General features: G+C 64.7%; 9 protein-coding genes. 3 read left to right on the plus strand and 6 right to left on the minus strand.

Annotated elements, in window-relative coordinates; genetic code table 11:
• The 3 genes from ABIV12_RS00885 to ABIV12_RS00895 form a co-directional block, all read left to right on the plus strand.
• Nucleotides 1-995 (plus strand): transglutaminase family protein (locus tag ABIV12_RS00885; protein WP_348055271.1); only part of this gene is annotated, 995 nt, incomplete at its 5' end.
• Nucleotides 992-3,538 (plus strand): circularly permuted type 2 ATP-grasp protein, encoded by a 2,547-nt coding sequence (locus ABIV12_RS00890; protein WP_348055273.1) that lies wholly within the window; start codon nt 992-994, stop codon nt 3,536-3,538. The genes ABIV12_RS00885 and ABIV12_RS00890, both read left to right, overlap by 4 nt.
• 13 nt (nt 3,539-3,551) lie before the next feature.
• Nucleotides 3,552-4,460: a transglutaminase family protein gene (locus ABIV12_RS00895; protein WP_348055275.1), complete on the plus strand. Its 909-nt coding sequence runs from the start codon at nt 3,552-3,554 to the stop codon at nt 4,458-4,460.
• 4 nt (nt 4,461-4,464) lie between these two features.
• Here the strand turns inward: ABIV12_RS00895 and ABIV12_RS00900 are convergent, their stop codons facing one another.
• The 6 genes from ABIV12_RS00900 to ABIV12_RS00925 form a co-directional block, all read right to left on the minus strand.
• Nucleotides 4,465-5,193 (minus strand): serine protease, encoded by a 729-nt coding sequence (locus tag ABIV12_RS00900; RefSeq protein WP_348055277.1) that lies wholly within the window; start codon nt 5,191-5,193, stop codon nt 4,465-4,467.
• Nucleotides 5,194-5,344: 151 nt separating this feature from the next.
• A complete protein-coding gene (gene ccmI / locus ABIV12_RS00905; protein ID WP_348055279.1) occupies nt 5,345-6,586 on the minus strand; it encodes a c-type cytochrome biogenesis protein CcmI in 1,242 nt (413 codons plus the stop codon).
• Nucleotides 6,586-7,122, minus strand: coding sequence for a cytochrome c-type biogenesis protein (locus tag ABIV12_RS00910; RefSeq protein WP_348055281.1), 537 nt, complete (start codon nt 7,120-7,122; stop codon nt 6,586-6,588). Before ABIV12_RS00910 ends, ccmI begins: the two co-directional genes overlap by 1 nt.
• 143 nt (nt 7,123-7,265) lie before the next feature.
• Nucleotides 7,266-7,808 carry a DsbE family thiol:disulfide interchange protein gene (locus tag ABIV12_RS00915; protein ID WP_348055283.1) on the minus strand — a complete coding sequence of 181 codons (543 nt, stop codon included), beginning with the start codon at nt 7,806-7,808 and terminating at the stop codon, nt 7,266-7,268.
• Nucleotides 7,805-9,829: a heme lyase CcmF/NrfE family subunit gene (locus ABIV12_RS00920; protein ID WP_348055285.1), complete on the minus strand. Its 2,025-nt coding sequence runs from the start codon at nt 9,827-9,829 to the stop codon at nt 7,805-7,807. Before ABIV12_RS00920 ends, ABIV12_RS00915 begins: the two co-directional genes overlap by 4 nt.
• A 336-nt stretch (nt 9,830-10,165) precedes the next feature.
• Nucleotides 10,166-11,968 (minus strand): DUF4394 domain-containing protein, encoded by a 1,803-nt coding sequence (locus ABIV12_RS00925; protein ID WP_348055287.1) that lies wholly within the window; start codon nt 11,966-11,968, stop codon nt 10,166-10,168.
• Nucleotides 11,969-12,183: the final 215 nt, after the last annotated feature.

Raw genomic sequence — 12,183 nt, forward strand, 5'->3', positions numbered from 1 at the left:
AGGCGCGCAATGATTCGGTGTACGAACTCGAACTGGCGTTCCGCCAGTTTACACCAGTCGGCACCGACGTCGAGCCGTGGCTGCTCGATCGGCTGTTGCGCAACCTGCTGATCGACGTGACCGGCAACACGCACCGCAGCGAGTTCTGCATCGACAAGCTGTTTTCGCCCGACGGTCCGGCCGGCCGACTCGGACTGGTCGAGCTGCGTGCATTCGAAATGCCCCCGCACGCGCGCATGAGCCTCGCGCAGCAGATGCTGCTGCGTGCGTTTATCGCACGCTTCTGGCAGGAGCCGTTTGCACCGACACGACTGGTGCGCTGGGGAACCGAGTTGCACGATCGTTTCCTGCTTCCGCATTTCGTCGCGCAGGATTTCGCCGATGTGATCGACGAGTCGCGCGCCGCCGGTTATCCGATCGATCCGGAATGGTTCGCGCCCCATCTGGAATTCCGTTTCCCGAAACTCGGCGACCTCGACGTTCTCGGCATGCACCTCGAACTGCGTCACGCACTCGAGCCATGGCACGTGATGGGAGAGGAGGGCGCTGCGGGCGGCGCGGTGCGCTACGTCGATTCGTCGGTCGAACGCCTGCAGGTCAAACTGACCGGCATGGCGCCCGAACGGTATGCGGTGACGTGCAACGGCCAGCGCGTTCCGCTGCGCTCCACCGGCACGGTGGGGGAGTTCGTTGCAGGTGTGCGCTACCGGGCGTGGAAACCGTCGTCCGCGCTGCATCCGTCGATCGACGTGCATGCACCGCTGGTGTTCGACCTCGTCGACACGTGGTCGCGCCGTTCCATCGGTGGTTGCGAATACCACGTGGTGCATCCGGGCGGCCGCAACTACACCACCTTTCCGGTCAATGCGTTCGAGGCGGAGAGCCGCCGACTCGCGCGCTTTTTCCGCAGCGGACACACGTCGGGCACGCTCGACGCCCCCGCTTCTGAAAGCAACCCGGAATTTCCGTTCACGCTGGATCTGCGCAGGCAATGAGTGCTCGCGTGACGATGGAATCGCAACCCGCTTCACCGCTATTCGAGGGGTATGGCGCCGAGGCGCGCCGCTACCAGGAGCCGTTCGATGCGAACGGAGCGATCCGTCCGCACTGGCGCGCACTGGTCGATGAGCTGGAGCAGAACGACGCACTGCAGATGCGCCAGCGCAAGCAGTTCGTCGCCCGGCAGATCCGCGAGAACGGCGTCACCTACAACATCTACGACGACGCGAAGGGCGCCGAGCGCCCGTGGGAAGTGGACCCGCTGCCGGCATTGATCGCCTCCGATGAGTGGAGCGACATCGCTGCCGGCGTCGAGCAGCGCGCAGCGTTGCTCGACCGCGTGCTCGCCGACCTGTATGGACCGCAGACGCTGATCTCGAAGGGACTGCTGCCGCCCGATCTGGTGTTCGGGCACAACAATTTCCTGTGGCCGTGCCAGGGACTCGTGCCTCCCGGTGACGTTTACCTGCATGCCTACGCCGCTGACCTCGCGCGCGCACCCGATGGCCGCTGGTGGTTGCTCGCCGATCGCGCACAGGCGCCATCCGGCGCTGGCTACGCGCTGGAGAACCGGCAGATTGTCTCGCGCGCATTCACTGACACGTTCCGCGAACTCAACGTCCGGCCTCTCGATGGTTTCTTCCGTGCGCTGCAGTCGTCGCTGCAGCGTCTGGCGCCGAAGGGCGATGAGGCGGCGCTCGCGGTGTTGCTCACTCCGGGCCGGTTCAACGAGACGTATTTCGAACATGTGTACCTCGCGCGTGCGCTCGGCGTTCCGCTGGTTGAAGGGCAGGACCTCACGGTTCGGGGAAGTTGCGTGTTCCTGAAAACACTCGGCGGCCTGCAGCGCGTGCATGCGATCCTGCGCCGCATCGATGGTGATTTCTGCGATCCGCTGGAACTGCGCGGCGACTCCGCACTTGGCGTTCCCGGCCTGCTCGAAGTCGCGCGCGCCGGTCACGTCCTGATCGCCAACGCACTCGGCAGCGGCGTGGTCGAGTCGCCGGGCCTGCTCGGATTTCTGCCCGGCATTTGCGGGCATCTGCGTGGCGAAGCGCTGAAGCTGCCCACGATCGCCACCTGGTGGTGCGGCGAACGACCCGCGCGCGAGTACGCGCTGGCACACATCGAGCGTCTCGTGTTCAAGCCGGCGTACCCGTCGCAACAGTTCGATCCGGTGTTCGGCAATACGCTGTCGCGCAAGGCGCAAGCAGAGCTGCGTGGTCGCATCGACGCGTGCCCGCATGCCTATGTTGCGCAGGAACTGGTCGAGCTGTCGCATGCGCCGGTGTGGCAGCGCGGGATGCCGCAAGGGCGTGTGGTTCCGCGTGCGATCACCATGCGCGTGTACGCGGTGGCGACGGGAAACGGTTACGTCGTGATGCCGGGTGGCCTGACGCGCGTCGCCGCGAAAGCAAATGCCGCCGTCGTTTCAATGCAGCGCGGCGGCAGCAGCAAGGACACCTGGGTTCTCGGCGCTGCGGCAGATCGAGGTGTCATTCCGCAAAGCCTCCCGGCAACGCGCACAGTTCGCGTGCGCGACATTGTTCGCACCGACGCGTTCCTGCCGTCACGACTGGTCGAGAACCTGTTCTGGCTCGGCCGCTATTGCGAACGCAGCGACAACATCACGCGCCTGTTGCGCGTGTTGCTCGCGCGCTACGTCGACGGCGGAGGATTGGGTCCGGCGCTCGCTGGCGCGCTCGAAATGTGTCGTGCGCTTGAACTTGCTCCCGCACGCGCAAGCCCGAAGGCGGCACTCCTCGCCGCGGTGACCGGTACCGCAAGCGGAGGGCTGCGTGACACGCTGGAGCGTCTGTTCCGGTCTGCTACGCGGGTCCGCGGACGACTGTCGCAGGAGAACTGGCGCGGCATCATCGAGATCCAGCGCGAGGCGACCGCGCTTGCCTCCAGCCGACCGGGCATTGGCGATGCGATGGAGTTCCTCAACCGGCTGCTGATGTCGGTGTCCGCGTTGTCGGGCTTCGCCCTCGACGACATGACGCGCGATGAAGGCTGGCGCTTCCTGATGATCGGTCGTCGCCTCGAACGGCTGCAGTTCCATGCCGACGTCGTTGCCTGCGTGCTGCGCGATCTCGCTGACGACGGCACCCCGAACGACGAGGGCGCGACGCTCGAATGGCTGCTGGAGCTGGCCGACAGCATCATCACCTATCGGATGCGCTATCTGTCTGCCCCGCAGATCATCCCGGCGCTGGACCTGATGCTGTTCGATACTGCCAACCCCCATGCGGTGCTGTTCCAGGTCCGCGAATTGCAGCGCGACATCGCCGCCGTCGGCGACGGGGAGACCAGCGAGGCGCAGGCGTTGCGCGACATCGACAGCGGCCTCCAGGCGTGCGACCTGCTCGCACTCGAAGCCTCGCCGGCCGGGGACGTCCACCGTCGCCGCGCGCTGATGGCGATTGCCGAGGTTCTCGCACAGACTGGGGCTGCGGCGCGCGGGGTTTCCGAACGGCTGGCCGCACGGCACTTCGCACACGTCGACGACATCAGTCGCGCGACGCTGTCGTCATGATGGGCACGTTGCGGTGAGCACGTCGATCGAGTACGCGGTGGAGCACGCGACCCTCTACACGTACGAGGATGCGGTGTCACGCTCGCAGCAATTGCTGCATCTGGTGCCGCGCGAAAATCCCCGGCAGCAGTGCATGCATCAATCGCTCGCGATCGACCCCGAGCCGTCCCGCCGCAGCGATCATCACGACTGTTTCGGCAATCCGGTGACGCTTCTCGAATTCGACCAGCCGCATCGCAGCCTGTCGATCACCTCGACAATGCGGGTGGCGATCGAGCCGCGCGCCGAACCGGATCTCGGCGCATCGCCGCCGTGGGAGCGGGTTGCCGCACTGTTCGACTACCGCGCAATGCGTCCGCTCGACGCCGCAACGCTCGATGCGAGCCGCTACCGTTTCGAATCGACCTATGTCCGCATCAAGCCGGCACTGGCCGACTATGCGCGCGATTGTTTTGAACCCGCGACATCGCTGATGGTCGGCGTCTTCGCCTTGATGCAGAAGATCCATCGCGAATTCCGTTTCGACCCGGCGGCCACGCTGATCGCCACGCCGTTGATCGAGGTGCTGGAGAAGAAGCGCGGCGTTTGCCAGGATTTCGCCCACCTGATGATTGGTTGCCTGCGTTCGCTCGGTCTCCCGGCGCGCTACGTCAGTGGCTATCTCCTGACGCGCGCGCCGCCCGGCAAGCCGCGTATGGTGGGCGCAGACGCGTCGCATGCGTGGATCTCGGCGTATTGCCCGGTGCTGGGCTGGATCGATTTCGACCCGACCAACAACGTGCTTCCCGACACGCAGCACATCACGGTCGCATGGGGGCGTGACTTCAGAGACGTGTCACCGCAGCGCGGCGTGATTCTCGGTGGCGGCGGGCATGAACTGGACGTCGGTGTCACCGTGACGCGCGTCGCCGGGGGAAGCTGACGCGTCAGGCCGTCAGCGCGAGGATCGCATCCGCGTACCAGGCGCAATTGAGATTCAGGCGTTCGTCCTGCTCCGCATCGCGATTGTCGACGTCCAGTCGCGCCGCGTGGATGCCGAGCAGCGTCCAGTTCAGTTCCTCTCGACCACTGCCCGCATTGGGGCTGCGCCAGACGACCGGAGCCCCACTGGTGCCCCGGTGCATGCGAGCGTCGGTGAGGAAGTAGCCGTTGCCCTGGAAACGGATTCCGAACGCGGACGCGACGACCGCCTGACGTGCCACGGGAAGATGGTGGACGGTATCGTGGAAGCCGAGCGGGAAGCCCACGATGATCACCCGCGCACCGACTTCGACGTCATCGAGATTGGCGACCAGATGCGATGGAGTAAACGCGTGACGCAGATGCGTCGACGGCAAAGCAGCAGGGAAAAGTTCGATCGCGATCACGTCGACCACGCCAACCGAGTCGGAGTGTTCACGCCACACCGGCGCACCATTGAAGTACAGCGGAATCGAGAACTGGACCGTCATCGCGACGTTGGTCGGGTCGGTATGCAGCTTGATCTCGATGCGATCGGGCCGATGCTCGCTTGGTTCGTCAAGCGCGACATGCCGGTTCGTGACCACGAACAACCGGCCGTCGCGTTCGAAGAAAAAACCGGTCGCATTTGTCAGTGAGCGCGTTTCGACAAACGTCGAAATCTGCGTGACTGCGACCAACAGGGATTCGATCATCAGTGGGGTCCGCAAGCAGGAATGGCACGGCGTCCCGCGGACACCTCGACGCGCAGTGTGCGGGGGCCAAGCTGCGCGGAGCGTGAACGGTGGCGATCGACGTGCGTCATCGTCGAAACCGCCAATCGCAGGAATCGCAGCCGGCCGCGCGTCAGGGGACCATTTGGTCGATCGTCAACTGGATGGGTGCGGACGCGTGAACGTCGAGTGGCGCCGACAATTTTTGTAGATCGCCACTCTGCGGCAATGCATTGCCGGATCTGGAAATGCGCGCGCCAACGATCACCTGCGGAAACATCGACAGCTTCATTGTCGGCAGCATGCCCATGCTCTCGTCGAGCGTGACCGTGAGCGGGAGTGCACCCGCTTTCAGGCGCTGGATCGCCAGCGGCATCGGCGGACCACTCGCCGCGCGGGCAAAGACGAACAGCGTCGCGTCGGGATCGAGCTGCTTTTGCAGCGTCGGATCCAGGGCAACCCGGATCGTCAGGCTCGGCGCAGCGGAGGAGACTGCTGCCGTCTCGCCGCTCGTGCTTGCGGTCGCGGGCGGCTGCGACGGGGTGGGCGCGTTCGACGGTGTCTTGCCGTCGCGCAAATCCTGCGCATCGGCGATCTGCTTCCTCACGCTCTCGGCAATCGTCGACTGGCCGTCCAGCAGCGGCAACAGCGCGTTCCAGCGCGCGATGGCGGAGTCGTATTGCGCGGACTGGTAGTCGCTGATGCCGAGCAGCCACAACGCGCGCTGGTTCGTTGCGTCGTCTTTGAGGACGCCTTCGAGCAACTGCCGCGACTCGCCGGCGATCCGATGTCCCGGCGTTGCCAGCGCCAGCGCCTGGGCGTACTCGACCGTGACGAGGGCATTGTCCTTGGCCAGCTCATGGGCATGCCGGTACGCATCGAGCGACTCGGCAGCACGATCGGTCGCCTGATAGGCGCGAGCGAGCAGGCTCCACCCTTCCGCGTCTTCGGGATGCTCCTTGAGACGCGTCACCAGCGTCCCGATGGCCTGTTCCATCTCGGGACCAGGATTGTCGCCACGCGACGGGTCCGTTGCTGCAACGAGGTTCGCGGGGTCGAGCGCTTGCGGCGCGCCGACCAGACGATAGAGCAGCATCGCCGCAGCGGGAAGCAGCAGCGTGACCAGCACCAGCGCGACGAATGCGATGCGCGATCGGGGGTTCGCCGTGGTTGCGGCGACGGGCAACGCAGCCCGCTTGGCGACGTATTCGGCGTTGTCGATGACGCCGGCGGCAAGCGCCTCATCGAGCGCACGTTGTCGTCGCGCATCGGTGTCCATGGCGGAGGTGTCGCCGCGATGACGCTGCAGCGGAACGAGCACAAACGCGAGCGCCGCGGCAATCATCAACGCCGCGATCAGGAAAAACATCGTCATTACCAGTCGTCCTCGACGTCGCTGTCTGGCCGCGGCGACGCGGCCATCGAATGGATGCCGGCCTTCGAGCGCCGACGCACGGTCACGAAGACGACTGCGCCGCCGATCGCGAGCACGAGCAGTGGTCCGAACCAGAGGAGCCACGTGCCACCCCGCAGCGGCGGGTCGTACAGCACGAAATCGCTGTAGCGCGACGTCAGCCAGGTCTTGATCTCGTCATCGCTCTTGCCCGACTGCATCTGCTCGAACACATCGTGCCGAAGGTCGGCGGCGAGTGGCGCACCTGAATCATTGAGACTTTCATTCTGGCAGACGAGGCAGCGCAACTGACGCGTCAGTGCCTGGAAGCGCAGCTCCTCGGCGTGATCCTTGAACGGCAATGGATCGACCACGGCGAAGGCGGGGAAAGAGACGAACAGCGACAGCAGGATCGCGAAGACGACGCGCGGCCCATTGGCGATTCGACACGCTCTCCCGATGACGTCATTCCCGCGAACGCGGGAATCGCTCGAATCGCCTGTCAATGACTCATCCATCCATCCTTCTCCGACGTCTCTGCCGCGAAGAGAGGAGTCGTTTCTCGCGCGCCGCGACGTCAGGAGCGATTCCCGCGTTCGCGGGAATGACGACGCTGAAGGAGGCGGGCGATTCAACAGCGCCGACTCACAGCGATCGGTTCTCATGGCACTGCCTTCTTCAACGCGGCAATCCGCGGCAGCAGTTCCGTCGCGATCACGTCCGGCGTGATCGGACTGATGTACTTGTAGCGCACGATGCCCTGCGCATCGACCAGGAACGTTTCCGGCGCTCCGGTCACGCCGAAGTCGATTGCAACGTCTCCGGCCCGATCGGCGACGACGATGTCGTAGGGATTTCCGTACTGCGCGATCCAGCGCTTCGCGTCGGCGGGCTCGTCCTTGTAGTCGAAGCCGACCAGCGTGATGCCGAGACGCTTGCCTTCGCGCATCAGGATCGGATGTTCGTCACGGCACGCAACACACCAGCTGGCAAACACGTTCAACAGATACGGCTGGCCGGCGAGTTCCTTGCTGCCGTGCGTCTTCGACGGATCGTCGAGCAGCGGCAGTGCGAAGGTCGGTGCTGCCTTGCCGATCAGCGGTGACGGGACTTCGCGCAAATCGTGATGACTGCTCCACCAGATGCCGAACCCGAGCAGCGCCAACACCAGCACGAAGCCGGCGAACGGAAGCAGGCGCGTCATGCGGGACGACCGCGGTCGAGGTGGCCGCCGTCGGCAATCGGCACCAATGGTGTCGCGCGTTCATCGGCGCTGTCGCGATTGGCAGCGCGCGTCTCCGCCACGCCTGCAATGGCGCGGAACCGCCGATCCGCCGCCGCAATGAACCCGCCGAGCATCATGAACAACGCGCCGAGCCAGATCCAGCGGACGAACGGCTTCACATAAACGCGGACCGCCCATGCTCCGTCGTCGCCGACCGGTTCACCCAGCGCAACGTAGACATCGCGGAACAGGCCAGGATCAATTGCCGACTCGGTCTGCGATTGCTGGGTACGCGTGTACACGCGCTTCTGCGGATGCAGCGATGCAACGATCGCACCGTTGCGCAGCACGGACAGCGTGCCCTGTTGCGCGGTGAAATTCGGACCACTGGCGTTGGTGACGCCATCGAAGCGAAATCCAAGCGCGCCGATCTGCACCACCTGGTTTGGAACCATGCGCACGTCCTTCTCGACGCTGGTTGCCTCGACGATCAGCACGCCAACAAGGAACACCGCAACACCGAAATGCGCGCACATCATGCCGACCATCTCGGGTGTGAAGCGGCGTCCGCGCGATGCGTTGCGCCAGCGCGAGAACCCATACGTCACAATGCCGAGGCCGACCCACAGCGACGCCGCAGCGCCGGCGATTCCCTTCCACGGCAGATCACGCGCAACCAGCCATGTCGCGACACCTGCGAGAACGGCGACGAGTAGCGCCGGTCGCAGTGCACGCATCGCGGTTTTCACACTGCCTTGGCGCCAGCGCATGAACGGACCGAAGGGCAGCAACAGAACCACCGGCAGCATGAGCAGCACGAACATGAAGCCGAAGTAGGGTGGGCCGACCGAAATGCGACCAAGTCCGAATGCATCGCCGAGCATCGGGTACAAGGTTCCAAGCAGCACCATTGCCGCGGCGCAGGTGAACAGCAGGTTGTTGATCAGCAATGCCGTTTCGCGAGACGCGGCGGCAAACGGTTCGCCGCCCGACACCTTTGGCGCCCGCACGGCGTAGAGCAGCAGCGATCCGCCGACGACGATCGCAAGGAACGTCAGAATGAACAGGCCGCGCTTTGGATCGCTGGCAAACGAATGCACGCTCGTCAGCACGCCCGAGCGGACCAGAAACGTGCCGAGCAACGAGAGCGAGAATGCGAAGATGGCGAGCAACAGTGTCCATGCCCGAAAGGAGCCGCGCTTTTCGGTGACCGCCTGCGAATGGATCAGTGCGGTGCCGACCAGCCACGGCATGAATGACGAGTTCTCGACCGGATCCCAGAACCACCAGCCGCCCCAGCCGAGTTCGTAGTACGCCCACCAGGAACCGAGCGCAATGCCGAGCGTGAGGAATCCCCACGCAACGTTCGTCCACGGACGCGCCCAGCGCACCCAGCGCGCATCCAGCTCACCACCGAGCAACGCGGCGATCGCGAACGAGAACGCAACCGAAAAGCCGACGAAGCCCATGTAGAGCATCGGCGGATGGACGATCATTCCCGGATCCTGCAGAACCGGATTGAGGTCGATGCCATCGAGCGGCACCGGCAGTGCGCGCAGGAACGGATTCGACGCCAGAAGCGTGAACAGCAGGAACCCGAAGCTGATGAAACCCAGCACGCCCAGCACGCGCGCGATGAACGCATCCGGCAGGCGGCGCGAGAATGCCGCGACCGCGACGGTCCACACGTTGAGGATCAGCACCCACAGCAGCAACGAGCCTTCGTGCGCGCCCCACACCGCGGTAATGCGGTAATACCACGGCAGCAGCAAGTTTGAATTCTGCTGCACGTAGCTGACCGAGAAGTCCTGCGTGGCGAACGCATACGTCAGGAAGGCAAATGCGGCGGCGACGAACACCGCTTGCCCGGCAACGACCGGGCGTGCAGTGGCGATCAGTGCGCGGTTGCCGAGGTGCGCGCCAAGGATCGGCAGGATGAACTGCGCCAATGCCAGCAAGAGCGCGAGGATGAGGGCAAATTGACCGAGTTCGGGAATCATCGGGGGCGGATTGCAGAACGGTGCGAGCCGCGTAGATTACGCCAGATCCGCATGCGATGGGACCGCTTCGCCGATCCGCGCGAGGGCCTTCAGTGCCGTGCATTTCCAGGCCGGATGTCGCGATGCGAGCTCGCGGGCGCTGCGTTGGTCGGTGCGCGGCCGCGCGAAGGCAGACCATTGTTGTTGCGTCGCGATCCTGCGGAGGGTCGCAGCGGGTGGGCTATCGCTTGTGCAATGGACTGACACGACAGACAAAAACCCTCTCCGATCCGCGATCGGAGAGGGGCATGTGAGAGTTCCAGATCAACTTGTTGGCCGAGAGCGCCTCGCGTGGAGTCAGTCGAAGCCGTCGGCAAAGATGACATCGTCCAACACGTCGCCGATCACCAGTCCGATGCTCAGTGCGGTGCCGTCGCCGATCGAACCCAGGTCTTCCAGCGCGCCGCTGGCGAGGGCCAGACGATACAGGTGCGTGCCGTCGGCAACCGTCAGCGCAGCAAAACCCGAACCGTCCACTGGGGCGTTGCTGGCCGCCGCAGCGGGGCCGGGCGGAATGTCGAATCCGGTCGTCGGTGCAAAATCCACCGGCGCGCCATTGAACGTCACGTCGACCGGAGCGGTTTGCACGCCGACGTTCGGTGGGTTCTGGATGTACAGCCGATCGCCCGTCGCATCCAGGGTGAAGAGGGTGGTGACGGTCGTGCCGGCCACATTGCTCGAGTAGGCGGCGCCGTCAAGTCCGGTACTGCCGATGGCGCCGGTGACCGGGCCATCCGTGTTGGTTCCGGGAATCGAACCAGCCGCGCCGCCCAGATCGCCGTCCACGGCACCGCCGGTGATCGGGTTGGCGCGGAAGTTCAGGCCGTTGGACGCGACAACGCGAACGCGGTCGACGACGGGATTGAACGACACACCATACGTGCCGTCGGTCATGTCCACCGGTGCGCCGAGCGCATCAACGAACGCAATCTGGCCCGCATTCGCTCCAATCAATGTGGCTGCGCCGGTTTGCGGATCGATGCGATACAGGCTCGCTGCGTTTGCCAATGCGTCGACGCCCAAAGCAAACCACTGGCCGGTGGCGGGACGAAGGTCGAATCCGACCAGACGTTCCGTTGCAGACACGCCGGTAATGTTCACGTTGACCGATGCGGATGGCGACGCAGCAAGGAATCGCTGCAAGCTGGTGCCGGTCGCGTTCAGCGACTGCGCGGCAATCGCCACGTCCGAGACGGCGATCGAGCGGACGGCCAATCCGCCGAACGTGCCGACCTGCGTGGTTGCACCGGTCGAGAGCTCGACCTGATACAGACCCGATTCGCCGCCGACAGAAAACGTAGCGTATGCGACGCCGGTGGCCGGGCTCGCGTTGGCGGCGACATTGACGGAGGACGGAATGTCGAATCCGGTCTGCGCCTCGATATCCAGCGGATTCCCGTCCAGCGTCAGCGGCAGCGGGTTGGTGAGCGTGCCCGCGTTGGGCGGATTGACGATGTAGAGCGCATCGGTGCCTGCGTCCGCCACGTAGAGCGTGGTTGCAGACACATTCGCGCGATTGTTCGCATACGAAGCTGCATTGAACGTGGTCGCTGCACCGTTGGCCGATCCATCCGGATTCACACCGGTCACCGAGCCCGCCGCACCGCCGAAGTCGCCGTCGACCAGTGCGCCGTTGTTGGGATTCATGCGAAACGATTGCCCGGTGTCGGTGACCACGCGCAAACGGTCAACCGTCGGATTGAAATCGATGTTGATTGCGCTGCCGATGATCGGCAGAGGAGCACCGCCCGCATCGACGTAGGATCCCGCTTCGCCGAGCGACGTCGCAACGGCCGCACCCGATCGCGATTCAATCAGATACAGGCGCACCGAGGCGGTGCCGCCGTTGTAGCCAAGGCCGTACAGGTGATTGTTCTGCGGCCGCACATCGATGGCGACGAGCGCATCGCCGGCAACAAGCCCGCTGACCGGAAGCAGCGGGCCGGGCGCGCCAGGTGTCGCGTCATCGACAGTCGTGATCTCGTTGGTTGCGGTCAGCACGTACACGGACCGGGCGAATGTTGCGGGTGCGATCACGAGTGTCGAGACGGTGATCGCAGCAAGCAGGCAACGCCTGCCGGGAGAGTTTGGAGGGGTCATGTCGGATCCTTCGCGTAGGGAGTTGGCCGGCGTCGTCAGTGACACCGTGCTTCCGAACTACGCGGCTGGTGCGGAACCGGACGCACCGTCGAAATCGTGCGCGGTCGCGGCGCGTCGCCGAAATTCTTTTCAATCAAAGAGTTGCAGTAATCGTGCGCCCAGCTCATACGCCAAGGTGGTCTAAATCACCGATGAGTTGAAACGCATCCGGCGGC

Source organism: Dokdonella sp. (assembly GCF_039926425.1).
In the GTDB taxonomy this organism is placed as follows: domain Bacteria; phylum Pseudomonadota; class Gammaproteobacteria; order Xanthomonadales; family Rhodanobacteraceae; genus Dokdonella_A.

Excerpts from the sequence above, each read along its gene's own strand:
- ABIV12_RS00900 (WP_348055277.1), bottom strand. The coding sequence starts at position 5,193 with ATGATCGAATCCCTGTTGGTCGCAGTCACGCAGATTTCGACGTTTGTC.
- ABIV12_RS00925 (WP_348055287.1), bottom strand. The coding sequence starts at position 11,968 with ATGACCCCTCCAAACTCTCCCGGCAGGCGTTGCCTGCTTGCTGCGATC.
- ABIV12_RS00915 (WP_348055283.1), bottom strand. The coding sequence starts at position 7,808 with ATGACGCGCCTGCTTCCGTTCGCCGGCTTCGTGCTGGTGTTGGCGCTG.
- ABIV12_RS00910 (WP_348055281.1), bottom strand. The coding sequence starts at position 7,122 with ATGGATGAGTCATTGACAGGCGATTCGAGCGATTCCCGCGTTCGCGGG.
- ccmI (WP_348055279.1), bottom strand. The coding sequence starts at position 6,586 with ATGACGATGTTTTTCCTGATCGCGGCGTTGATGATTGCCGCGGCGCTC.
- ABIV12_RS00920 (WP_348055285.1), bottom strand. The coding sequence starts at position 9,829 with ATGATTCCCGAACTCGGTCAATTTGCCCTCATCCTCGCGCTCTTGCTG.
- ABIV12_RS00890 (WP_348055273.1), top strand. The coding sequence starts at position 992 with ATGAGTGCTCGCGTGACGATGGAATCGCAACCCGCTTCACCGCTATTC.